Source organism: Microbacterium sp. IO18 (assembly GCF_049099505.1).
In the GTDB taxonomy this organism is placed as follows: Bacteria; Actinomycetota; Actinomycetes; order Actinomycetales; family Microbacteriaceae; genus Microbacterium; species Microbacterium aurugineum.
Genome location: NZ_JBMJAF010000001.1, coordinates 1,245,513 through 1,268,392 on the forward strand (window position 1 = coordinate 1,245,513; position 22,880 = coordinate 1,268,392).

Annotated in this window: 21 protein-coding genes and 1 riboswitch; of the genes, 12 read left to right on the plus strand and 9 right to left on the minus strand. The window is 69.0% G+C overall.

What is annotated here, in order from left to right:
* The first annotated feature begins 4 nt into the window (after nucleotides 1-4).
* Together ACLF6J_RS06025 and ACLF6J_RS06030 are read left to right on the plus strand one after the other, a co-directional pair.
* Nucleotides 5-1,654, plus strand: coding sequence for a thiamine pyrophosphate-binding protein (locus ACLF6J_RS06025; RefSeq protein ID WP_134353212.1), 1,650 nt, complete (start codon nucleotides 5-7; stop codon nucleotides 1,652-1,654).
* Between the two features lie 27 nt (nucleotides 1,655-1,681).
* Nucleotides 1,682-2,536 (plus strand): PhzF family phenazine biosynthesis protein, encoded by an 855-nt coding sequence (locus ACLF6J_RS06030; protein ID WP_134353211.1) that lies wholly within the window; start codon nucleotides 1,682-1,684, stop codon nucleotides 2,534-2,536.
* Between the two features lie 27 nt (nucleotides 2,537-2,563).
* Here ACLF6J_RS06030 and ACLF6J_RS06035 read toward each other — a convergent pair whose 3' ends face one another.
* The 6 genes from ACLF6J_RS06035 to ACLF6J_RS06060 all read right to left on the minus strand — a co-directional run bounded on the left by ACLF6J_RS06035 (nucleotide 2,564) and on the right by ACLF6J_RS06060 (nucleotide 8,822).
* Nucleotides 2,564-2,938 carry a VOC family protein gene (locus ACLF6J_RS06035; RefSeq protein ID WP_047522708.1) on the minus strand — a complete coding sequence of 125 codons (375 nt, stop codon included), beginning with the start codon at nucleotides 2,936-2,938 and terminating at the stop codon, nucleotides 2,564-2,566.
* 85 nt (nucleotides 2,939-3,023) lie between these two features.
* Entirely contained in the window at nucleotides 3,024-3,653 is a 630-nt protein-coding gene (locus ACLF6J_RS06040) for a response regulator transcription factor (RefSeq protein ID WP_134353210.1), read from the minus strand.
* Complete coding sequence (locus ACLF6J_RS06045) at nucleotides 3,650-4,852, minus strand: sensor histidine kinase (RefSeq protein WP_047522703.1); 1,203 nt, start codon at nucleotides 4,850-4,852, stop codon at nucleotides 3,650-3,652. Before ACLF6J_RS06045 ends, ACLF6J_RS06040 begins: the two co-directional genes overlap by 4 nt.
* 28 nt (nucleotides 4,853-4,880) lie before the next feature.
* Entirely contained in the window at nucleotides 4,881-5,636 is a 756-nt protein-coding gene (locus ACLF6J_RS06050) for an ABC transporter permease (RefSeq protein ID WP_047522701.1), read from the minus strand.
* A 1-nt stretch (nucleotide 5,637) separates the two neighbouring features.
* Nucleotides 5,638-6,612 carry an ABC transporter ATP-binding protein gene (locus tag ACLF6J_RS06055; protein ID WP_081996988.1) on the minus strand — a complete coding sequence of 325 codons (975 nt, stop codon included), beginning with the start codon at nucleotides 6,610-6,612 and terminating at the stop codon, nucleotides 5,638-5,640.
* Nucleotides 6,613-6,950: 338 nt separating this feature from the next.
* On the minus strand, nucleotides 6,951-8,822 hold the full coding sequence (locus ACLF6J_RS06060) for an FAD-dependent monooxygenase (protein WP_134353209.1): 1,872 nt from the start codon (nucleotides 8,820-8,822) through the stop codon (nucleotides 6,951-6,953).
* A 145-nt stretch (nucleotides 8,823-8,967) separates the two neighbouring features.
* Between ACLF6J_RS06060 and ACLF6J_RS06065 the strand changes: the two genes are divergently transcribed.
* On the plus strand, nucleotides 8,968-9,678 hold the full coding sequence (locus tag ACLF6J_RS06065; protein ID WP_134353208.1) for an IclR family transcriptional regulator: 711 nt from the start codon (nucleotides 8,968-8,970) through the stop codon (nucleotides 9,676-9,678).
* 145 nt (nucleotides 9,679-9,823) lie between these two features.
* Here the strand turns inward: ACLF6J_RS06065 and ACLF6J_RS06070 are convergent, their stop codons facing one another.
* Nucleotides 9,824-11,203 carry an MFS transporter gene (locus tag ACLF6J_RS06070; protein ID WP_131492443.1) on the minus strand — a complete coding sequence of 460 codons (1,380 nt, stop codon included), beginning with the start codon at nucleotides 11,201-11,203 and terminating at the stop codon, nucleotides 9,824-9,826.
* A 141-nt stretch (nucleotides 11,204-11,344) separates the two neighbouring features.
* Between ACLF6J_RS06070 and ACLF6J_RS06075 the strand changes: the two genes are divergently transcribed.
* From ACLF6J_RS06075 to ACLF6J_RS06115, 9 genes are all read left to right on the plus strand, one after another.
* The gene (locus ACLF6J_RS06075; RefSeq protein ID WP_244093614.1) at nucleotides 11,345-12,814 is read left to right on the plus strand and encodes a fumarylacetoacetate hydrolase family protein; all 1,470 of its coding nucleotides are present in this window, start codon (nucleotides 11,345-11,347) and stop codon (nucleotides 12,812-12,814) included.
* On the plus strand, nucleotides 12,811-13,497 hold the full coding sequence (locus ACLF6J_RS06080) for a GntR family transcriptional regulator (RefSeq protein WP_134353206.1): 687 nt from the start codon (nucleotides 12,811-12,813) through the stop codon (nucleotides 13,495-13,497). Before ACLF6J_RS06075 ends, ACLF6J_RS06080 begins: the two co-directional genes overlap by 4 nt.
* Nucleotides 13,494-14,993, plus strand: coding sequence for a 5-carboxymethyl-2-hydroxymuconate semialdehyde dehydrogenase (gene hpaE, locus ACLF6J_RS06085; RefSeq protein ID WP_131492449.1), 1,500 nt, complete (start codon nucleotides 13,494-13,496; stop codon nucleotides 14,991-14,993). Before ACLF6J_RS06080 ends, hpaE begins: the two co-directional genes overlap by 4 nt.
* 93 nt (nucleotides 14,994-15,086) lie before the next feature.
* Entirely contained in the window at nucleotides 15,087-16,253 is a 1,167-nt protein-coding gene (gene hpaD / locus ACLF6J_RS06090) for a 3,4-dihydroxyphenylacetate 2,3-dioxygenase (protein WP_047522686.1), read from the plus strand.
* Between the two features lie 9 nt (nucleotides 16,254-16,262).
* Entirely contained in the window at nucleotides 16,263-17,048 is a 786-nt protein-coding gene (locus tag ACLF6J_RS06095; protein WP_134353205.1) for a fumarylacetoacetate hydrolase family protein, read from the plus strand.
* Nucleotides 17,033-17,833 carry an HpcH/HpaI aldolase family protein gene (locus ACLF6J_RS06100; RefSeq protein WP_134353204.1) on the plus strand — a complete coding sequence of 267 codons (801 nt, stop codon included), beginning with the start codon at nucleotides 17,033-17,035 and terminating at the stop codon, nucleotides 17,831-17,833. Before ACLF6J_RS06095 ends, ACLF6J_RS06100 begins: the two co-directional genes overlap by 16 nt.
* A gap of 111 nt (nucleotides 17,834-17,944) precedes the next feature.
* Nucleotides 17,945-19,192 carry an MFS transporter gene (locus ACLF6J_RS06105; RefSeq protein ID WP_134353203.1) on the plus strand — a complete coding sequence of 416 codons (1,248 nt, stop codon included), beginning with the start codon at nucleotides 17,945-17,947 and terminating at the stop codon, nucleotides 19,190-19,192.
* Nucleotides 19,193-19,214: 22 nt separating this feature from the next.
* On the plus strand, nucleotides 19,215-19,937 hold the full coding sequence (locus ACLF6J_RS06110) for a DUF6882 domain-containing protein (RefSeq protein WP_047522678.1): 723 nt from the start codon (nucleotides 19,215-19,217) through the stop codon (nucleotides 19,935-19,937).
* A 32-nt stretch (nucleotides 19,938-19,969) separates the two neighbouring features.
* Entirely contained in the window at nucleotides 19,970-20,533 is a 564-nt protein-coding gene (locus ACLF6J_RS06115; RefSeq protein WP_134353202.1) for a phage holin family protein, read from the plus strand.
* Between the two features lie 46 nt (nucleotides 20,534-20,579).
* Here ACLF6J_RS06115 and ACLF6J_RS06120 read toward each other — a convergent pair whose 3' ends face one another.
* Entirely contained in the window at nucleotides 20,580-21,458 is an 879-nt protein-coding gene (locus tag ACLF6J_RS06120; protein WP_131492459.1) for a bifunctional methylenetetrahydrofolate dehydrogenase/methenyltetrahydrofolate cyclohydrolase, read from the minus strand.
* Nucleotides 21,455-22,729, minus strand: coding sequence for a serine hydroxymethyltransferase (glyA, locus tag ACLF6J_RS06125; protein ID WP_047522668.1), 1,275 nt, complete (start codon nucleotides 22,727-22,729; stop codon nucleotides 21,455-21,457). Before glyA ends, ACLF6J_RS06120 begins: the two co-directional genes overlap by 4 nt.
* 40 nt (nucleotides 22,730-22,769) lie before the next feature.
* Nucleotides 22,770-22,854, minus strand: a riboswitch (ZMP/ZTP riboswitch).
* Nucleotides 22,855-22,880 lie beyond the last annotated feature (26 nt).

A 22,880-nucleotide genomic window follows, 5' to 3' on the forward strand; every position in this document is an offset into this window, starting at 1 on the left:
TCGCATGCCCACCGTGTCCGCGCACGTCGCCCTCACCCTCGCCCAGCACATCGACGCCGTCTTCGGGGTGATGGGAAACGGCAACGCCTACTTCCTCGATGCGCTCGAGAAGCAGACGGAGGCCACGTTCACCGCCGTCCGCCACGAGCAGGGCGCCGTGGTCGCCGCCGATGCCCACTTCCGCGCATCCGGGCGGATCGCCGCGGGCACCTCGACGTACGGTGCCGGCTTCACCAACACGCTCACCGCCCTCGCCGAGTCCGTGCAGGCGCACGTGCCGCTCGTGCTCGTGGTCGGCGATGAACCCACCTCGGGCCCCCGTCCGTGGGACGTCGATCAGATCGCGCTCGCGTCGGCCGTCGGTGCGCGCACGTATACCGTCGGTCGTGCGGACGCCGCGGCCACCACCGTCATCGCGATCGAGCATGCCCTCACGTATCGGGTTCCCGTCGTGCTGGCGATCCCCTATGACGTGGCCTCTCTCGAAGCCGGAGAGGTGCCCGCTGCTCCGTCGCCGCGCGTTCCGGCACCCCTCGCGCCGCGCGGGGCGTTCGCCGAGGGGATGCTCGACGAGATCGCCGCCGCCCTGGCCGGTGCCGAACGCCCGTTCCTGCTCGCCGGCCGCGGTGCCTGGCTCTCCGGCGCGAGCACGGCCCTGGGCGAGCTCGCCGAGGCCACCGGAGCGCTGACCGCGTCGTCCGCCCTCGGTCGTGGAGTGTTCCCCGAGACGCAGTACGACCTGGGTGTGACCGGCGGCTTCGGTGCGGACGGCGCGATGGAACTGATTCACACTGCCGACGTCGCCGTCGTGTTCGGCGCGTCGCTGAACCAGTTCACGATGCGATTCGGAGAGCTGTTCGCGCCGGGCACGACGGTGTTCCAGATCGACATCGCGCCTGCGGCGACGCACGCACACGTCGGCGGCTTCGTCCGCGCGGACGCACGAGTCGCTGCCGAAGCACTCGTGGACCGCATCGGCACGATCACGGTCGCGGCCCCCTGGCGGGAGAGCGTCGATGTCGCCTCCGCCCGCGCCTATGACGACGGGGACGACCTCGCTCCCGACGGGCGCCTCGACCCGCGCTCCGCGGCGCGGCGCATCGCCGAGATGCTCCCCGAAGATCGGATCGTGGTCTCCGACGGCGGGCACTTCATCGGATGGGCGAACATGTACTGGCCGGTCGCCGCGCCCGATCGCATGATGATGGTCGGCACCGCATTCCAGTCGATCGGTCAGGGCTGGCCGAGCGTCGTCGGTGCCGCACTGGCACGGCGCGAGTCGACCATCGTCCTCACCTCCGGGGACGGCGGCGGACTGATGGCGATCGCCGATCTGGAATCCGCGGTCCGCGCAGCCGGCGGCCGGGGGATGGCCGTCGTGTGGAACGACGCGGCGTACGGTGCCGAGGTGAACCTGTACGGCCTCAAGGGGCTGGCAGAGGCCCCGATGCGCATCCCGGAGGTCGACTTCGCCGCGTTCGGTGCCGCCGTCGGCGCAGAAGGTGTCGTCGTGCGCACCCTCGCCGACCTCGATCGACTCGGGGCATGGACCGCCGAAGACCCCTCGTCGCGTCGGTTCCTGCTGCTCGACCTGCGCATCTCCGGGGATGTCATCGCCCCGTACCAGCAGGAGATCATCCGCGTGAACTCCTGACCACGGCGGTCCAGTAGGCTCCTCGCCATGCCCGATCACACGCAGGTCCTGCGATACAGCGCCTTCGCAGCCACGCCCGGCGGCGGAAACCCCGCCGGAGTCGTCCTCGACGCATCTGCCCTCGACGACGACACGATGCAGCGGATCGCCGCGGACGTCGGGTTCTCCGAGACGGCGTTCCTGGTGGGCACCGACTCACACGACGGCGCACCTCGGGTTCGGGTGCGGTACTGGTCCCCGGCTGCGGAGGTGCCCTTCTGCGGTCATGCGACCGTGGCGACCGCGGTTGCTCTCGCTGAACGGGATGGGCCGGGAACCGTGGTCTTCGACACCGCGGCGGGGAGGGTGACGCTGCACTCGGAGACGGATGCGAACGGAACCGTCACCGTGTCGTTCACGAGCGTGGAGCCGGAGGTGCGTGATCTCGAAGTGGGCGTGCGCGACCGGCTGCTGGCGCTGCTCGGGCTCCTCCCCTCCGACCTGGATCCGCGATTCCCGGTGCAGGAGGCGTTCGCGGGCAACTGGCATCCGATCGTCTTCCTGGCGGACCGGGAGCTGTTCCATCAGTTCCGCTTCGCCCCGGCCGACGTCGCTGCCCTCATGCGGGATCAGGGCTGGCTCGGGACAGTGACGGTGCTCCATGCCGACGACCCCGCCGAGATCGAGGCGAGGAACCTCTTCCCGGTCGGACGCATCACCGAGGATCCGGCTACCGGTTCCGCGGCCGCAGCGACAGGAGCCTATCTGAGGCACCGAGGCGTCCCCCTGTCCACGACACGCATCCGCCAGGGCGCGCACGTCGGGCGCCCCAGCGAACTCCTGGTCACGATCCCGGAGTGGGGCGGCATCGTCGTCTCCGGAGGCGCCACCCGCATCGAGTGATCCGAGAGCTCTGGTGGTCGCGGAACGCTAGGCGCCGTAGTCGGGCAGCTCCTGCAACGTCCAGGAGTTGCCGTCGGGATCGTCGAAGGACACGAAACGCCCCCACGCGAGTTCGTCGACCCCTCGCGCCTCGACGCCGAGCCCCTTGAGGTGAGCAAGAGCCTCGTCCGCATCCGGGATCACGACCTGGATCGTGTTCTGCTTCCCGGGCTCGAGGTCGATGCCCAATCCCGTGCCGAAAGCGATCGAGCACGCCGATCCGGGCGGCGTCATCTGCACGAAGCGGAGTCCTTCGACCGGAGTCTGGTCCCAGTCGGCGTGGAAGCCGACCTTTTCGTAGAAGGCCTTCGACCGGTCCACATCGGTCACCGGCACGAAGATGAGTTCGATCTTCCAGTCCATCACACCCTCCTCTCGGGCACCTTCGCCCGTCGGCATCCACGGTACGCGCGGGCACCGACATCGCCGCAGAGCAGGGTCCGGCTCGTCAGATCCATCCTTTGTCGAGTGCGATCCGCACCGCCTGGGCCCGGTTGCCCGCCCCGGTCTTCCCGATCGCCGCGGACAGGTGGTTGCGCACGGTGCCCGCAGAGAGGAACACCTCGGCGGCGATCGCCGCCGCCGAGCGTCCGTCCGCCGCGAGGCGGAGCACCTGCTGCTCCCGATCGCTCAGCGGGTTGGCTCCCTCGAACAGGCTGTCCGCCGCGAGCACGGGATCGAGCACGCGAAGCCCGGCATGCACCCGACGCACGGCCTCCGCGAGCTGTTCTGCTGGCGTGTCCTTCACGATGAAGCCGCTCGCCCCGGCGTCCAACGCCGAGCGCAGGTAGCCCGGTCGGGCGAAGGTCGTGACGACGAGCACCCGCGTCCCGGCACTCGCCTCGCGGATGCGGCGCGTCGCCTCCACACCGTCCATCCCCGGCATCTGGATGTCCATCAGGCACACATCCGGTCGCAGCTCCGTCGCGAGCCGCACCGCGTCTGCTCCCTCGGAGGCCATGCCGATCACGTCGAGGTCGGGCTCCAGATCCAGCAGAGCTCCGAGCGCCCCGCGCACCAGCGCCTGATCGTCGGCGATCAGCAGACGGATCGTGCCGCCGTCCTGCGACGTGCTCACCACGTCACCTCCACCCGTGTGCCGGAGCCTCCGGAGGCACCCGCCGGCCCGATGACGAATCCTGCGCCCGCGGCCGCCGCGCGCTCGCGCATTCCGTGGATGCCGTTCCCTTCGCTCCCGCTGATGCCCACCCCGTCGTCCTCCACGATCATGCGTCCGGGCGCGAGTCGTACCAGCACCGTGCGCGCCCGCGAATGGCGGAGCGTGTTGGTGGTCGCCTCGCGCAGGATCCAACTCGCGGTGAGCGCCTGGGCGGGAGACAGCGCGCCGGGCTCACCGTCGACCCGCACCTCGATGTCGGCCGCGCGGAAGGAATCCTGCGACGACGCGAGCTGCTCCACGAGCGTCGTCGCACGCGCTCCCGCCACCGTCGAACGCACACCCGCGATCGCCTCGGCAGTGAGTCGCTCGATGTCGGCGAGCTCGACCTTCGCCCGCTCCGGATCGGAGTCCATCAGGCGCCGCACCAGCTGCGCCTTGAGCCCGACGACCGTCAGCGAATGGCCGATCAGGTCGTGCACATCGCGGGCGACGGCTTCGCGTCCTTCGCTGGTCGCCAACTCGAGGCCCAGTCGCTCCGCCTCCGCGGAACGGATGATGAGCCAGGTCGACACGGTGTTCACGACACCGAGCAGGACCACGATGGCAAGCACGGAGAGGTAGGTGAAGCCGCCGGGGATGAGGAAGACGCAGGCCACGGTGACCACGACGGCGCCGATCGTCGTGATCCAGTGCCAGACACGGGTCAGGCCATAGGAGGCGAACGACATGATGAACGGCAGGAAGCTCAGGGCCGATCCACCCTCAGCCGGGACGGAGATCAGCGCGCAACCGATCAGCGCGGCGAAGGTGGCCCACTGCCGCCTCGACGGTGGGCGTCCCAGTCCCCCGCCCCCGCGCATGCCGTGGATGAAGCCGGTGATGTAGAGGACGACGAAGACGAACAGAGCGATCCAGCCGACGACGACCCAGGCCGGTGCCGCCTCGGAGTGCACCAGCGCTATGACCGGGTACACGAGGAACACGAGCCAGATCACGGCCATCAGCCAGCCGAACCGCGCCCACGGGTCCTTCCCGGTGGCGCGGCGTGCGCCGGGAGCCGACCAGGCCGCCGGGGCCGCACCCGCCGCCGCGAAGGTCGCGGCTTCGTGGGAGGGCCCCGGTGACTCCGGGCGATCCGGATTCGTGTGCTGCGTCATCCGTCCAACCTACTGTCGGTGCGCACCGCTACTGGCGCGCCCGCGAGCGCTTGATTCCCATCGTCACCAGCAGGACGAACAGCGCGAGCCACACGGCGACGTTGAGGAACAGCATCCACAGTTCATCGGTCTGCCCCGTGGTGAGCACGCCCTCCGTGAGCGGCCAGCGACTCAGCGCGACGAAACCGTACAGCGGGGTGAACCGAGCGATGTCGAGCATCACGCCGTCGAGCGGCATGAAGACGTTGCCGAAGAACGCGAAGAACGTCATCGAGATGGAGGCGAGCGCCGCCGCGGAGTCCGAGCTGAAGAAGAGCCCGACACCGAGGCCGAACAGTCCGTAGATCAAGCCGATCCCGAGGATGATGCCGGCGGTCGCGACCCAGCGCCAGGCATCCTCGACCTGAGCCCCCGTCATCATGCCTGCGGTGAAGACCGCCAGCAGGGCCAGCGTCGCGAAGGAGACGGCGGTGAGGAGCTTGGTCACCGCGTAGCCGGCAGTGGTGAGCGGGGTCATCGCCAGCTGGCGCCCCCACCCCTGCTTCGCCTCGGTCGCGGCGAGGGAGGTGAGCGAACTCATCGCCACGGCGGTGCCGTAGGCGGCCATCGACGTCATCACGTAGAAGGAGACGTTGCCGTTGCCGGCGGACAGGGAGCCGTAGCCCATGCCAGCACCGAACAGCAGGTACATCGCGACCGGCATGGCCAGAGTGAACGCGAGCGTGTAGGGATTGCGCAGCTGGCGGACGCCTTCGATGCGCAGCATGGTGGGTGAGACGAGCATGTCAGTTCTCCGTCAGCGCCGTGAAGGCGGTTTCGAGGGTGGGAGCGGCGATCTCGAGATCGTGAGCGCCGTGGTCGAGGAGGAGGCGGGCGACGGCATCGGAGTCCGCGGCTCGCAGGCTCACCCGGTCACCGTCCAGGCGCACGTCCGCGATGCCCTCCGTGGCCACCAACGTGGCGACGAGGGCCGTCGAGGTCTCGGCGACGGTCGCCGACACGGTGCGCTCTCCGAGGCTTGCACGCAGCAGCGCGGTGGGAGCGTCCGCGACGACCGTGCCGCGGTGCATCACCACGGTCCGACGAGCGAACTGCTCTGCCTCTTCGAGGTAGTGGGTGGCGAAGATGATCGTGCGACCGGCATCCGCATCCGCCCTCATCACGTCCCAGAAGTGACGACGTGCGGTGACGTCCATGCCCGCCGTGGGCTCGTCGAGCACGAGGATGTCCGGGTCGGAGACCATCGCGAGCGCGAACTTCACCCGCTGCTGCTCGCCGCCGGAGCACTTCGCGACGCGGCGACGGGAGAGGTGATCCAGATCGGCGCGAGCCATCACCTCGGGAACCCGTCCCAGCGCGTCGGATCCGTGCAAGGAGGCGATGAGGCGCACGGTCTCCCCCACGGTCAGGTCGCCGAGCAGGCCGCCGGTCTGCAGCACGGCCCCGATCGCCCCACTCGACGTCGCGCGTTCGGGCGTGACACCGAGCACCCGCACGGTACCGCTGCTGGGCTCGGTGAGTCCGAGCAGCATGTCGAGTGTGGTCGTCTTGCCCGCGCCGTTGGGGCCGAGCAGCGCGACCACCTCACCGCGTCGGATCGACAGGTCCACGCCGTCGACCGCGTGCACGCGGCGGTCGCCCACGCCGAAGTGTCGCTTCACGGCGCGCAGTTCGAGCACCACGGGATCATCGTTCGGGACCTCGGATGCCGGTCGCGCGGTGACCCGCGTCGCCGACTCGTCCACGGAGGAGTTGTTCATGCCTCCAGCCTCGCCCGTCGCGGCAACGGAGTCCGGAGGGCAGTGTCATCTCCTGGACATGACACGTGTCATGTCCACGCCCCGTCCCTGCACCCGTACCCGCTCCCGCTCGCCGTCCCCGCTCGCCCCCGCCCCCCTTCCCTCACGCCCCCGTCCCCGCTCGCCCCCGCCCCCCCCGGAATGAAGGAGAACTCACGACATGAAGGAGCAGATGGCCTGAACGCTCCTTCTTTTCGTGTGTTCTCCTTCAGGAGGAGCGGCCCGCCCTGCCGCTGGAGCCTGCCGCTGGAGGCGGAGAGGGAGGCGGAGAGGGCAACGGAGCGCAAGGCTCCGGTGCCTCACCCCGCGGGAAGGAACGCGCCGTCGAGGAAGTCCGCCAACGCAGCCGTGTCATCGAGCGGGAAGATCGCCGCGACGTACTGGTCGGGTCGCACGACGACCACCACTCCGTCGCGCGACAGCTCACGCGCCGCGAAGATGTCGGTCTCGCACCACTTGCTGGGGCCCGCTGCGTAGACCTTCTCCCAGTCGGTGAGCCCGAGGGGGCCGGTCTTCGGCTGGAACAGCGCGGGAGCCGAAGTCACTTCCACCTCTTCGAACGGCTGCTGGTAGACCGCCTTGACGTCGAAGAGTGCATCCACGTCGGCATCGGCCGGGGTGAAGCGGGCGAACAGCGGCTCGGCCTTCTCCGCCCAGGCGGCGAGCGCGTCACCGGTGCGGTCGCCGAACGCATAGACACGCCAGCGTCCGTCGGCCTTCGCGTGATGCCCCAGGTGGATGACGTTGCCGTCGCCGACCCGCACGACCTCGGCCGACTTGAAGCGCTTGCCGAGCGGATAGCCGGTCGCGAGCGCCTGATGGGCGTCTATTCCGGTGATCATGGACGAGGTGTACTGCGTCATGAACCCGGAGGGGAACTCGGCGGTGGCGAGGTAGTAGGTCGCCAGCTCGTTGGGGTCGGAGATCTCCTCCGGCTTGCGCGCCATCAGTGTCGACCATTCCCGATCGAAGTCGATGAGCTGCTGTGCCACCGGTCGCCGTTCCGCCCCGTACGTCGCCAGCAGCGTCTCGGGGGCGCGCCCCGTGAGGACCGAGCCGAGCTTCCAGCCGAGGTTGAAGCCGTCCTGCATCGAGACGTTCATGCCCTGGCCTGCTTTGGCGCTGTGGGTGTGGCAGGCGTCACCGGTCAGGAACACCCGCGGGGTGCGTCCCGATTCGTCGATCACGTCGTCGAAGCCGTCCGTGACCCGGTGACCGACCTCGTACACGCTGTGCCAGGCGACCTCGCGTACGTCGAGCGTGTACGGGTGCAGGATCTCGTTGGCCCGGCGGATGATCTCCTCGATGGGCGTCTGCCGCACCCGGTGGTCATCGTCGTCGGCGACTTCACCCAGATCGATGTACATGCGCGAGAGGTACCCGCCCTCACGCGGGATGTGGAGGATGTTGCCCGCTTCGGAGTTGATCGCGCACTTGGTGCGCCAGTCCGGGAAGTCGGTGTTGACGAGGACGTCCATCACGCCCCATGCGTGCGCCGAGGACGCTCCCACGTGCGTCCGCCCGATCGCCTGTCGCACACCGCTGCGCGCGCCGTCGCAGCCGACGACGAACCGGGCACGGATGGTCCGTTCCTCGCCGACGCGCTCCCCCGCGACGTAGCGGATTCCCACCTCGACCGGGTACGCGCCGTCGTCGTGGACGGTGAGGCCGGTGAACTCCACGCCGTAGTCGGGGACGATCCTGCCGGGGCCGTGCGCAGCGGACTCGGCGAAGTAGTCGAGGACGCGCGCCTGGTTGACGATCAGGTGCGGGAACTCGCAGATGTCGTAGGCGTAGTCGGACGTCCGGGAGGTGCGGACGATCTCGTCGCGCTTGTCAGGATTCGGGCCCCAGAAGTTCATCCAGCCGATGTTGTACGCCTCGGCGATGATCCGCTCGGCGAATCCGAACGCCTGGAACGTCTCGACGCTGCGGGGCTGGATGCCGTCCGCCTGACCGAGCGGGAGACGTCCGCCGCGCTTCTCGATGATCCGGGTGGAGATGCCGGGGTACTGCGACATCTGAGCGGCGAGCAGCATGCCTGCGGGACCGGAGCCGACGATGAGCACGTCGATCTCGTCCGGGATGTCGGCGGGCCGGTCTGCACCGATTCCGGCGGCGTCCTGCACGCGCGGGTCAGCGGAGACATAGCCGTGGTGGTGGAACTGCATCGTCGTCGATTCCTTCCGGACTTCTTCGTCGGTCTTGCCTGCGGGTCTTGCTTTCGTCGAACGCTGTGTTCTATATTAGAACATCCTGTTCTACTATTGAACACAGCGTAGCCCGCGGCGCCGCACATCGCAAGGGAGCACCCGCATGCCCGAGAACACGAAGACCTCCCCCGCCTCGCAGACCCTGAGCCGCGGCATCCGCATCCTCGAAGTCCTGGCCGACGCGCGCGGGGCGCTCACGATCGACGAGATCTCCGCCCGCCTCGGGGTGCACCGCTCGATCGCCTACCGCCTGGTGCGCACACTCGAAGACCACCGCCTGGTGACGCGCGATGCCGCGGGGGCCGTGGGTCTCGGCGCCCGGATGGCGGCGCTCGCGGCCGGTGTCGCGCATGACCTCCAGGCCGAAGCGCTCCCCGAGCTCACCGCGATCGCCAACGAGCTGGGCATGACATGCTTCCTCGCCGTGCTCGACGGCGGGGAGTGCATCACGCTGGCGAGTGTCGAGCCCCGCCATGCGGTCGCCAGTGTCGCGCAGCGCCCCGGCGCCCGGCATCCCGTCACCGTCGGCGCACCGGGCAAGGCCATCCTGGCGCAGCTCCCGCCTGCCGAGTGGCCGGCGGGCGCCCCCTCCTCCCTCCCCGCAGACGTCGAGACGACGAAGGACCGCGGCTTCGCGACCAGCCACGACGAGGTCATCCCCACCGTGCAGTCGGTGGCGGTACCGCTCGCGCTCCGAGGTCAGCGCCCCGCCGCGATCGCCGTCGTGCACGTGGCGACCGCGCTCGATGATGCCGCGATCGCCGCGCGCCTCCAGCGTTCGGCCGAGGCCATCCGCGACTCCCTCGCCGGCTGACCTCCCCTCCCGACCACAACAGCGCGTGCGGGATCAAAAACGCGCGCCTACGAGTGAGTAGACGCGCGTTTTCGATCCCGCAACGGGGCGAAGAGCGAGACCGGGGCGAAGAGCGAGACGGGGCGAAGAGCGAGACCGGAGCGGGTCAGGCCTTCGCGAGTCCGTGGATGGGGCTGACGGACTGCTCCGCCTCGTGGTCCGGTCCGAGCGGAATGCCGGAGCGATCGCGCAGCAGCAGCGTGGCGATCAGTCCGAGAACCGTCATCCCGGCGAGGTACCACGTGACGGCGTCCGTCGAGCCGGTCGCGCTCACGATGGCGGTGGCGATCGTCGGTGCGAACGCCCCTCCGGCGATCGCGCCGATCGCGTAGGAGATCGACACTCCCGAGAAGCGGATGCTCGCAGGGAACAGTTCGGCGTACAGCGCCGCCTGCGGGCCGTAGGTGAAGCCGAGACCGATGGTCAGGATCGCGAGACCGGCGAACAGCAGACCGATCTCGCCGGTGTTCACGAGCGGGAACAGGGTGAACACACCGATCAGCTGCAACACCCATCCGATGACGTACGTCGTACGACGGCCGATGCGGTCGGACAGCCATCCGGCGAGAAGGGTCGTGAGCAGCCAGGTGACGGCAGAACCCGCGACAGCCCAGAGGACCGGTCCGCGCTCGAGACCGATGGAGCCCTCGGGGTTGGTCGCATAGCCCTGGATGTATCCGCCGGTGGTCATGTAGCCGACGGCGTTGTTGCCGGCGAAGACCAAGGCCGCGATGATGACGAGCAGCAGGTGCTTGCGGAACAGCTGCGCGATCGGCATCTGCGCCTTCTCCTTGCGCGCGGCGAGTTCGGTGAAGACCGGGCTCTCCTCGACCTTGCGACGCACGTAGTAGCCGACGAGGATCAGCACCACGCTGAGCAGGAACGGCACCCGCCAGCCCCAGGCCATGAACTGCTCGCCGGGAGCGATCACGGTCATCAGCGCCATCACGCCCGAGGCGAGGAGCAGGCCGAGGGGAACACCGATCTGCGGCGACGCGCCGAAGATGCCGCGCTTCTTGCGCGGAGCGTGCTCGACGGCCATCAGCACCGCGCCGCCCCACTCACCACCGGCGGAGATGCCCTGGATGATGCGGAGCAGCACCAGCAGGATCGGCGCCGTGATCCCGATCGTCTCATACGTGGGCAGGATCCCGATGAGCGCGGTCGCGGCGCCCATCAGGATGAGTGTCCACATGAGCACGGCCTTGCGCCCGAGCTTGTCGCCGTAGTGCCCCGCGAGGAAGGCGCCGAGCGGGCGGAAGAGGAAGCTGACGCCGACCGTCGCGAAGGCGACCAGCGCGCTGTTCGCACCCAGAGGCTCGAAGAACAGCTGCCCGAACACGAGTCCGACCGCTGTGGCGTAGATGAAGAAGTCGTACCACTCGACGGTGGTTCCGACGACGGTTGCGAAGACGACGCGGCGCCGATCGGCCGATGTCGCGATGGTTCCGGTGGGCGTGAACCCATCCTGTGACTGCCCGCTCATGGGGTGTCTCCTTCTGGTTGTGACCGCATTGTCACGGCGCGCAGCGGGACGGATCCAAATGCTTGCCGAGGGGTGAACCGATGATATATGATTTCGAATACGACGCACAAGGCGTCGCAGACGAGCGCGAGGAGGCGCCCCGTGACGGAGACCATCAGCCGCCCCGGCAAGATCATCGCGATCCATCTGAGCTACGCGTCCCGTGCTGATCAGCGCGGCAGGCGCCCCGCCTCCCCCTCCTACTTCTTCAAGCCGGCGAGTTCCGTCGCCGCCTCGGGAGGCACGGTCGAACGCCCTGCCGGCACCGAGCTGCTCGCCTTCGAAGGGGAGATCGCCCTCGTGATCGGCACGGCGGCGCGTCGGGTCCCGCTCGCCGAGGCCTGGTCGCACGTCAGCGGGGTCACCGCATCGAACGACCTCGGCCTGTACGATCTCCGCGCGAACGACAAGGGCTCGAACGTCCGCTCCAAGGGCGGCGACGGCTACACACCGCTCGGCCCGGACGTCATCGACGCCCGCTCGGTCGACCCCGAAGCCCTCCGCGTGCGCACCTGGGTCAACGGCGAACTCCGCCAGGACGACACCACGGCGGGCCTCATCTTCCCCCTCGCGCAGCTCGTGGCCGACCTCTCCCAGCACTTCACCCTCGAACCCGGCGACGTGATCCTCACCGGCACCCCCGCCGGCTCCTCCGTCATCGTCCCCGGCGACGTCGTCGAGGTCGAGGTGGACGCCCCTACCGCTCCCGGCGCCCCGACCTCGGGCCGACTCATCACCACCGTGACGCAGGGCGATGTCCCGTTCGACGGCGACCTCGGCTCACTCCCCGCCGTGGACGATCTGCAGCGCACCGAGGCCTGGGGGTCACGCGAGGAAGCCGGCCTCCCCCCTGTCGAGAAGGCTCCCGCGCTCTCGCCCGAGCTGCGGACGCTGCTCCTCGAAGCCCCGACCGCCGGGCTCTCGGCGCAGCTCCGCAAGCGTGGCCACCACTCCTGCTTCATCGACGGGGTGTCGGTCAACATCCCGGGTCGCAAGATCGTCGGCACCGCGAAGACGCTGCGGTTCGTGCCGTTCCGCGAAGATCTCTTCACGACCCACGGCGGCGGGTACAACGCCCAGAAGCGCGCCTTCGACGCGGTCGACGAAGATGAGGTCATCGTCATCGAGGCACGGGGCGACGCCACCACGGGCACCCTCGGCGACATCCTCGCGCTCCGAGCGAAGACCCGCGGGGCGGCCGGTGTGGTCACCGACGGCGGGGTCCGCGACTTCGATGCCGTGGCCGAGATCGGTCTGCCGGTGTTCTCCCAGGGCGCGCACCCGTCGGTCCTCGGACGCAAACACGTGCCGTGGGACGTGGATGTCACGATCTCCTGCGGCGGGGCGACCGTGCAGCCCGGCGACATCATCGTCGGCGACAGCGACGGCGTGATCGTCATCCCTCCCGGCCTGGCGGAAGAGGTGGCCGCCGATGCGGTCGCCCAGGAGATCGAGGACGCCTGGATCGCCGAGCAGGTCGCCGCCGGGCATCCGGTCGACGGACTGTTCCCCCTCAACGCGGAGTGGCGCGCCCGCTACGAGGCCGCCACGTCCGACCGGGGTCAGCGATGACCACGGTCGCCAGCACCAGCAAGTCGGAGCAGGCATACACCTGGATCCGCTCCCGCATCTCTGCACACGTCTTCGGCCCGGGATACCGCCTGGTGCTCGGCGCGATCGCCGAGGAGCTCGACATGAGCGTGGTCCCGGTCCGGGAAGCGATCCGCCGTCTCGAAGCCGAAGGTCTCGTCACGTTCGAACGCAACGTCGGCGCGCGGGTGACGCTCGTGGACGAGAGCGAGTACGCGCACACCATGCAGACCCTGGGGCTCGTCGAGGGCGCCGCCACCGCGCTCTCCGCTCCGCTGCTCGACGCCGACGCCCTCGCCGAGGCCGCGGAGGTGAACGAGCGCATGACGCGACTGCTCGACCACTTCGACGCACACAGCTTCACGGAGTTGAACCGTCAGTTCCACTCCGTGCTGTTCGCCCCGTGCCCGAACCCGCATCTGCTCGACCTCGTCCATCGCGGCTGGGCCCGGCTCTCCGGCATCCGCGACACCACGTTCGCGTACGTCCCGGGGCGCGCCCACCACTCGGTCGACGAGCACACGCAGATCCTCGAACTCATCCGCGAAGGGGCCGACCCGCTCGAGATCGAGCTCGCCGCCCGCAACCACCGTTGGCGCACGAGGGACGCGTTCCTCGATGCGCTGCACACCCGTACCGCTCACGCCACAGGAGAACCGTCATGACTGATTCGCGCATCCCCGCCGACCTTCCCGACCACATCCAGCACTACATCGACGGCGCGTTCGTCGACTCCGTCGACGGCGACACGTTCGATGTCCTCGACCCGGTCACCAACCAGGCCTACACGACCGCCGCCGCCGGGAAGAAGGCCGACATCGACCTCGCGGTCGCCGCCGCGAGGCGTGCATTCGACGAGGGCCCCTGGCCGCGGATGCTCCCCCGCGAGCGGTCGCGCGTGCTGCACCGGATCGCGGACATCGTCGAGTCGCGCGACGCCCGCTTGGCCGAGCTCGAGTCCTACGACTCCGGCCTCCCGATCACTCAGGCTCTGGGTCAGGCCCGTCGCGCCGCCGAGAACTTCCGCTTCTTCGCGGACCTCATCGTGGCGCAGTCGGACGATGCGTTCAAGGTGCCCGGCCGCCAGATGAACTACGTCAACCGCAAGCCGATCGGCGTCGCGGGCCTCATCACGCCCTGGAACACGCCCTTCATGCTCGAGTCGTGGAAGCTCGGCCCCGCGCTCGCGACCGGCAACACGGTCGTGCTCAAGCCCGCCGAGTTCACCCCGCTGTCCGCCTCGCTGTGGGCGGGCATCTTCGAGGAGGCCGGTCTTCCGCAGGGCGTCTTCAACCTCGTGAACGGCCTGGGCGAAGACGCGGGCGACGCGCTGGTCAAGCACCCCGACGTGCCTCTCATCTCCTTCACGGGCGAGAGCCGCACCGGACAGATCATCTTCGGCAACGCGGCCCCGTTCCTCAAGGGCCTGTCGATGGAGCTCGGTGGAAAGTCGCCGGCCGTGGTCTTCGCCGACGCCGACCTGGAAGCGGCCGTCGACGCCACGATCTTCGGTGTGTTCTCCCTCAACGGCGAGCGCTGCACGGCAGGATCCCGCATCCTCGTCGAGCGCTCGATCTACGAGGAGTTCGTGGAGCGCTACGCGGCGCAGGCGAAGCGCGTGAAGGTCGGCTACCCCCACGATCCGGCCACCGAGGTCGGCGCGCTCGTCCACCCCGAGCACTACGACAAGGTGATGAGCTACGTCGAGATCGGCAAGACGGAGGGGCGCCTGGTCGCCGGTGGCGGTCGTCCGGAAGGCTTCGAGGAGGGCAACTTCGTCGCCCCCACCGTGTTCGCCGACGTGTCCCCCGACGCCCGCATCTTCCAGGAGGAGATCTTCGGGCCGGTCGTCGCGATCACGCCGTTCGACTCCGACGAGGAGGCACTGTCGCTCGCGAACAACACGAAGTACGGGCTCGCCGCCTACATCTGGACCAACGACCTCAAGCGCGCACACAACTTCGCGCAGTCCGTCGAGGCCGGCATGGTCTGGCTGAACAGCAACAACGTGCGCGACCTCCGCACCCCGTTCGGCGGTGTGAAGGCCTCGGGTCTCGGCCATGAGGGCGGCTACCGCTCGATCGACTTCTACACCGACCAGCAGAGCGTGCACATCACGCTCGCGGCTCACTCGCACAACCCGACCTTCGGCAAGAACTGACCCTCTCCCCGCGCTCCGGTCGCGATATGTCACCCTATTCGGCTCAGAACGCTGACATATCGCGACCGGAACCCCCAAAGCAAGGACGCTGACATGACCGACAAGACCGCAAAGACCCTGACCTCCTCGGGCTACTACGTGAGCCAGGAGGCACCGATCCAATCGGACAACCCCGTCACGACCCCGAAGAGCACGCCACCGGACATCCTGCGGTGCGCGTACATGGAGATCGTGGTCACCGACCTGGCCGCCTCGCGACAGTTCTACGTCGACATCCTCGGCCTGTACGTGACCGAGGAGGACGAGCAGGCGATCTACCTGCGCTCGACCGAGGAGTTCATCCACCACAACCTGATCCTGCGTCAGGGGCCGATCGCCGCCGTGGCCGCGTTCTCCTACCGGGTGCGCACGCCGGAAGACCTCGACCGCGCCGTCGAGTTCTACACCGAACTGGGCTGCGACGTCCGCCGCAACGAGAACGGCTTCGTCAAGGGCATCGGCGACTCCGTCCGTGTCGTCGACCCGCTCGGCTTCCCCTACGAGTTCTTCTACGCCACGGATCACGTCGAGCGTCTGTCGTGGCGCTACGACCTGCACACCCCCGGTGAGCTCGTGCGTCTGGATCACTTCAACCAGGTCACCCCCGATGTGCCGCGCGCGGTGCGCCACTACCAGGACCTGGGCTTCCGGGTCACCGAGGACATCCAGGACGACGAAGGCACCGTCTACGCCGCCTGGCTGCGCCGCAAGCCGACCGTCCACGACACCGCGACCACCGGAGGCGACGGTCCGCGCATGCACCATGTGGCCTTCGCCACGCACGAGAAGCACAACATCCTCGCGATCTGCGACAAGCTCGGTGCTCTGCGCCGGTCGGACGCGATCGAGCGAGGCCCGGGTCGTCACGGCGTCTCGAACGCGTTCTACCTGTACCTGCGCGACCCCGACGGCCACCGCGTCGAGATCTACACGCAGGACTACTACACGGGCGACCCCGACAACCCGGTCGTGACGTGGGATGTGCATGACAACCAGCGCCGCGACTGGTGGGGCACCCCGGTCGTGCCCTCCTGGTACACCGACGCCTCCCTCGTGCTCGACCTCGACGGCAACCCGCAGCCCGTGACCGCGCGAACCGACTCCAGCGAGATGGCCGTGACCATCGGCGCCGACGGCTTCTCGTACACGCGTGCCGACGAAGGCGAGAAGTCGATGCCCGAGTACAAGCAGGGCGAGTACAAGCTGGGCCACCAGCTCTAGGAGGCACGGATGCTGTCAGAGGAGACGATCGCGCAGATCGCCGCAGAACTCGCGGAAGCCGATCGCACGCACGCGGTGATCCCCCGGATCACAGCGCGATACCCGGAGGCCACGGTCGAGGATTCGTACGCGATCCAGGGCGTCTGGCGCGACACCCAGATCGCCGCGGGTCGCCGCCTCGTCGGGCGCAAGATCGGTCTGACGTCGAAGGCGATGCAGCAGGCGACGGGTATCACCGAGCCGGACTACGGGGTGATGTTCGACGACACCGTCCACGAGTCGGGCGCAGAGATCCCGGTCGACCATTTCTCGAACGTGCGCATCGAGGTCGAGCTGGCGTTCGTGCTGAAGAAACCGCTCGAGGGGCCGGACTGCACCCTCGAGGATGCCCTGGAGGCGATCGACTACGCCGTCCCGGCACTCGAGGTGCTGAACTCGCACATCGAGCTCGAGGGGCGCACGATCGTCGACACGATCAGCGACAACGCCGCCTACGGCGCGATGGTTCTCGGAACGGTCCGCCGTCGTCCGGACGAGATCGATCTGCGATGGGTGCCGGGGGTCCTCTCCCGCAACGGCGAGATCGAGGAGACCGGGGTCGCCGCCGGAGTGCTCGGCCACCCGGCCACCGGAGTGGCGTGGCTCGCGAACAAGTTCCATCAGCACGGCGCGCGTCTCGAGGCGGGCGAGATCATCCTGGCAGGATCGTTCACGCGCCCGATGTGGGTGTCGCGCGGCGATGACGTGCTGTGCGACTACGGACCGATGGGAACTGTCGCATGTCGCTTCGTCTAGATCCGTCGTTCCGAGAGCAGCTCGCCGCCACCGATCGTCCGTCCGTGGGGATGTGGGTCTGCTCGGGCAGCCCGCTCCTCGCCGAGGTCGCCGCAGGATCAGGACTCGACTGGCTGCTGATCGACATGGAGCACTCGGCGAACACCCTCGACGCGGTGCTCCTGCAGCTCCAGGCGGTCGCCGCGTACCCGATCACCCCGGTCGTGCGCGTCCCCTCCAACGACACCGTCGCGATCAAACAGGTCCTCGATCTCGGGGCGCAGAACCTGATCGTCCCGATGGTGTCATCCGCCCCGGAGGCACGCGCCGCGGTCGCCGCCACCCGCTATCCCCCGGCCGGCGTCCGCGGGGTGGGCAGTGCGCTCGCACGCAGTGCCCGGTGGAACCGCGTCGACGACTACCTTCAGGAGTCCGCGCAGCACACCTCCCTCACGGTCCAGATCGAGACGACCGCCGGGGTCGAAGCCGCTGCCGAGATCGCCGCGGTCGACGGTGTCGATGCGGTGTTCGTCGGTCCGTCCGACCTCTCCGCCTCGATGGGCCTGCTCGGTCAGCAGACCCATCCCGACGTCACGGCCGCGGTCAGGACCGTGTTCGATGCCGTCACGGCCGCCGGGAAACCGGTGGGTGTCAACGCCTTCGACCCCGCCACGGCGGACGCCTACCTCGCCGCCGGTGCCGACTTCGTGGCGGTCGGCGCGGACGTCGCACTGCTCGCCCGTGCCTCCGAGGCCCTCGCCGCACGCTTCATCCGTGCCGACGGGACCGCACGCGCCAGCTACTGACGCCTCGAATCGCGCAACCGGCTGCTTCGGCGGCCTGGAGGGGAGCATGTGCGCGATTCGAAGGTGCCCGCCGTGGCAAGATGATCGGATGCGCACGAGCGAGTCCAGGAGATGATCCGCGGCCTCGCCGCGATGCAGGACCGGAACTTCCGCTGGTTCTTCCTGGCACGCGCGATCACCATGATCACCGGGTCGATGTCGTCGATCGCACTCGCGTTCGCCGTGCTGGAGATCGACAACGACGCCCGTTCGCTGTCCTTCGTCCTCACCGCCTTCACCGTCAGCAACATCGTGTTCGTGCTGTTCGGCGGCGTCATCGCCGACCGTCTGCCGCGCGCTCTGATCATCCAGGCCTGCTACGTGGTGGACATCCTGTCCATCGGCGCGATCGCGGCCCTCCTGTTCACCGGCAATGCGACGATTCCGCTACTCGTGCTGCTCTCGATCGTCAACGGTGCTTCGACCGCCTTCGTGCTCCCCGCGATGCAGGGCATCATCCCGCAGCTCACGACCCCCGAGCATCTGCAACAGGCCAACGCGATGCTGTCGTTCGTCCGTTCCGCCGTCACGATCGGCGGTCCGGTCCTGGCCGGGATCCTCGTGGCCACGGCCGGCCCCGCGTGGGCGATGGTGGTCCAGGCCGCGGGCTGGGCGGTCGCGATCCCGGTGCTCGCGCTTGTGAAGCTGCCGCCGCCCTCGCATGCCGGCGGCACCACGATGTTCCATGACCTCCGGATCGGGTGGCGGGAGTTCTGGAGCCGCTCCTGGTTGTGGACGGTCGTGCTGGCCTTCATGGTCATGAACGCGATCCACATCGGTGCCTGGGGCGTGGTCGGCCCCTACATCGCGAAGAACAACGACCTCCTCGGGATCACGGGGTGGGGATGGGTGCTCAGCGCCGAGGGTGCCGGCGTGCTGCTGATGACACTGCTGCTGATGTGGTTCCCGCTGCGGAGGCCGCTGCGCTACGGCATGATCGGCATCGCCGCGTTCGCGATCCCGGTGACGATACTGGGCGTCCATCCCGCCGTGGTCCTCCTCGCGATGGCCGCCTTCATCGCGGGTGCCGGCGCCGAGGTCTTCAGCACCGGGTGGAACCTCGCGATGATGGAGAACATCCCCGGCGAGAAACTCTCCCGGGTCGCGAGCTACGACATGCTCGGCAGTTTCGTCGTGATGCCGATCGGCACGCTGATCTACGGCTGGCTGATCACGCATGCGGATCCTGCGACCGTGCTCGTGACCTCGGGTGTCGTCTACGCGTCGATCGCACTGGTCACCCTGATGGTGCCGAGTGTCTGGCGGATGGGTCGACCGGAAGCGGTCACGAAGACCCCGGCCGAACTAGCGGATTCATAGCATCTCCGGGGAGACTGTCGGCATGACCTACGCCGCGCTCCAGCCCCTCGCCGACCGTGCCGCTCTGTTCGTCGCGCTCCGCCAGGACGCCCTCTCCGCCGCCGCCGATGCCCTCGGCGAGCACCGCTGGGACGCGGACATGGCGCAGGGAACGCTCACCTTCACCGCGAACGACGACCCGTCGCGCCAGCTCGTCACACGCGCGCACCTCATCGCCACGATCGCACCGGGCCCCCGCTCGCTGCTCTGGGCCTGGGCTCATCCCAGTGGAGACCCGCAGGGCATCGCGACGCAGCTGCACACCTACGGCACCGCGCACGGCATCACCGAACTGACCACGCCGGAGGTGCCTTTCCCCGCCGAAGCCTCGGGCGACGACGAGTGGATCGCGCAGGCCGCGCACACGGTCGGCGGCGCCGCGGTCGAGCTCACCGGCCGCTCGCCCTACTACTCGGCCCCCGTCGGCAACGGCACCCGGGCGGTGTTCCTGCTCGACGCTCCGCTCGCGCCGCTCACCGTCGCGGTGGCCGTCGTCGCGCTGCCCCGCGTGCTCTCGGGAATGGATCTCTCCGACGCCCGCACGGCGGTGTGGGACCTCGCGCGGCTCGCAGGCTGGACCCTCACCTGGACCGACGAGTCCTTCTCGGGCGCGATCGTCACGGATGCCTCGGGGACGGCGACGTTCCGCTTCGACGAGCAGGCCCGCATCAGCGGCATCGAGAGCACGCTCACCGCACAGGGGTGAGTCCGCGAAGGCGGATGTGGGATTCTGGTCGCATGAAGAACGGAATCGTGCGATTCGTCGCGCTCGCGGTGTTCAACGTCGCCGTGCTGCTGCTGATCGGCGTGCTGCTGCCCGGTGTCTCGGTGGGCCTGAACGCCCTGTGGGCTTCGGTCGTCCTGACCCTCGCCGCCCTCTTCGTGAAGCCTCTGCTGGCACGTGCGTTCCGCAAGTCGGCGGCGAAGTCCGCCTCCGAGCGCACGAAGGCCGGCGAGAAGGTCGTACAGTACGTGCTCGTGTACGTCGTCGAGCTCATCATCTGGGTGCTCACGGTGTGGCTGAGCGGCGTCCGCGCCTCGGGATTCTGGGGCTTCGTGCTCCCGCCGGTCGCTCTGCTCCTCGGCTGGGTGATCTACGACCGGATCGATGACAGGATGCGGGCCAAGACCGCAGAGATCTACGACTCCGTGCAGGCGAAGGTGAGGGGCGGCAGCCGGTCGAAGCCCGCCCCCGCCACGAACACCGCGGCGTCGGAGTCGCCGGAGACGGCGGCCGCACGCGAAGAGCTCCGCGACGGCCTGACCCCCGAGCAGCGTCGGATGCTCGACGAACTCGGCTGACCGTCGTCCGGAGGGGTGCGCCACGCGGGCACCCCTCCGGAAGCGATCAGGCGAGCCGCTCTGCGGCCTCCACGACGTTCGTCATGAGCAGGGCGACGGTCATCGGGCCGACGCCACCCGGGTTCGGGGAAAGGTACCCGGCGACGTCCGCGACGCCGGGCGCCACGTCGCCGAACACCAGGTTCTTCCCGGTCTCCGGGTCGGTCTCCCGGGTCACGCCGACGTCGAGCACTGCGGCCCCCGGCTTGACGTCTTCGGGACGGATGAGGTGCTTGACGCCCGCGGCCGCGACGATGACGTCGGCCTCCCGCAGGTAGCGAGGCATGTCGACCGTGCCCGTGTGGGTCAGCGTGACCGTGGCGTTCAGGTCGCGACGGGTGAGCAGGAGCCCGATCGAACGGCCGATCGTGACCCCGCGGCCGACCACGACCACGTGCTTGCCCCTGAGGTCGTAGTCGTTGCGCAGCAGCAGCTCGATCACGCCGCGCGGTGTGCAGGGCAGCGGCGTGTGGATCGGACCGTTGACGTTGAGCACCAGGCGGCCGAGGTTGGTCGGGTGCAGGCCGTCGGCGTCCTTCGCCGGGTCGATCCGCTCGAGGATGGCGTCCGTGTCGAGGTGCTTCGGAAGAGGCAGCTGCACGATGTACCCGTGGCACGCGGGATCGGCGTTGAGCTCGTCGATCAGCGCCTCGACCTCGGCCTGCGTGGCGTCCGCCGGGAGCTCGCGCTGGATCGAGTTCATCCCGATGCTCTCGGACTGCCGGTGCTTCATGCCCACGTAGAGCTGCGAGGCGGGGTCGGCGCCGACGAGCACCGTCGCGATGCCCGGGGTGATCCCCTTCGCCTTCAGCGCGGCCACCCGCTCGGTGAGCTCCGCACGGATCGCGGCCGATGCGGCCTTCCCGTCCAGGATCTTCGCGGTCACTGCTGCAGGTCCGGGTAGAGCGGGAACGCGGCGGCGAGGGCGTCGACGCGGGCACGCAGCGACTCCACGTCCGCACCGGGGAGCAGTGCGAGCGCGATGATGTCGGCGACCTCGGTGAACTCGGCGTCCCCGAAACCGCGGGTCGCGAGTGCGGGCGTGCCGATGCGCAGACCCGAGGTGACCATCGGCGGGCGCGGGTCGTTCGGGACCGCGTTGCGGTTCACGGTGATGTGGATGTCGTGCAGGAGGTCTTCTGCCTGCTTGCCGTCGATCTCGGCATCACGCAGGTCGACCAGCACCAGGTGCACATCGGTGCCGCCCGAGCGCACGGCGATACCGGCATCCTTCAGGTCCTGCTTCGACAGACGCTCGGCGATGAGCGCGGCACCGCGCAGCACGCGCTCCTGGCGCTCCTTGAACTCGGGCGTGCCTGCGAGCTTGAACGCGGTCGCCTTGGCGGCGATCACGTGCATGAGCGGCCCGCCCTGCTGGCCCGGGAACACGGCGGAGTTGATCTTCTTGGCGATGTCGGCGTCGTTGGTGAGGATGAAGCCCGAGCGCGGCCCGCCGATCGTCTTGTGCACGGTCGACGAGACGACGTGGGCGTGGGGCACCGGGTTCGGGTGCAGGCCCGCGGCCACCAGACCCGCGAAGTGTGCCATGTCGACCCAGAGCAGAGCCCCGACCTCGTCGGCGATCTCGCGGAACGCCGCGAAGTCCATCGTGCGCGGGTAGGCCGACCAGCCGGCGATGATGACCTTGGGTCGGTGCTCGATCGCGAGACGGCGCACCTCCGCCATGTCGATCGTCGAGGTCTCGGGGTCGACACCGTACGCGACGATGTCGTACAGACGACCCGAGAAGTTGATCTTCATGCCGTGCGTCAGGTGACCACCCTGGTCGAGGGAGAGGCCGAGCAGGGTGTCGCCGGGGCGGGCGATGGCATGGAGGACCGCGGCGTTGGCGGAGGCGCCGGAGTGCGGCTGCACGTTCGCGAACTCGGCACCGAACAGGCTCTTCGCCCGCTCGATCGCGAGGGACTCGGCGACGTCGACCTCTTCACAGCCGCCGTAGTACCGACGCCCGGGGTAGCCCTCGGCGTACTTGTTCGTGAGCACCGAGCCCTGCGACTGCAGCACCGAGACGGGAACGAAGTTCTCGGAGGCGATCATCTCGAGGAAGGTCTGCTGACGCTTCAGCTCACGGTCGAGGACCTGAGCGATCTCCGGATCGACTTCGGCGAGCGGGGCGTTGAAGTAACGGTCGGTCATGATGACGTGCTCCTTTGACAACGGATTCGAAAGGGGTGTTCCTATCGGCCCAGGCGCGCGGTCGAATTCCGTGGTCAGTCGCTCCCCGGTGGTAGTCCACCCAGACGCCAGTCGCGACGGTTACGAGCATAGCCGATGCCGGAGCCGTCGC